The sequence below is a fragment of the Shewanella electrica genome, assembly GCF_022321485.1.
Classification (GTDB): domain Bacteria; phylum Pseudomonadota; class Gammaproteobacteria; order Enterobacterales; family Shewanellaceae; genus Shewanella; species Shewanella electrica.
Genome location: NZ_JAKOGG010000374.1, coordinates 1 through 265, shown reverse-complemented (window position 1 = coordinate 265; position 265 = coordinate 1). Strand labels below are relative to the sequence as shown.

1 protein-coding gene is annotated in these 265 nt (G+C 43.8%); it reads left to right on the top strand.

The window, feature by feature from the left end; all coding sequences use genetic code 11:
• Window positions 1-31: 31 nt before the first annotated feature.
• Window positions 32-265 (top strand): hypothetical protein (locus L9G74_RS24275; protein ID WP_238898685.1); only part of this gene is annotated, 234 nt, incomplete at its 3' end.

Below are 265 nucleotides of genomic sequence, written 5' to 3'. Positions count from 1 at the left end.
AGACTTCATCGTTTATGGTCAGGAAAAGCCAATGGACAGTGGGAGTTATTTGGATCCTCTTGCAGAGGGACAGTACAAGAGTCCAACCCTGATGGAAAAGAACATGCATAGTGTGGCTGATGAGTCCTTTATGATACCTGTTAGGTCTAACTCACAGGATAATCTTGGACCAGAAAGCTGTACCGCCATTGATATAGATGTTGAGCTTCCTGGAACTGTTAAGAAGACAACAGATGCAAAGGCTGGAGACCAACTTTTCTATGAG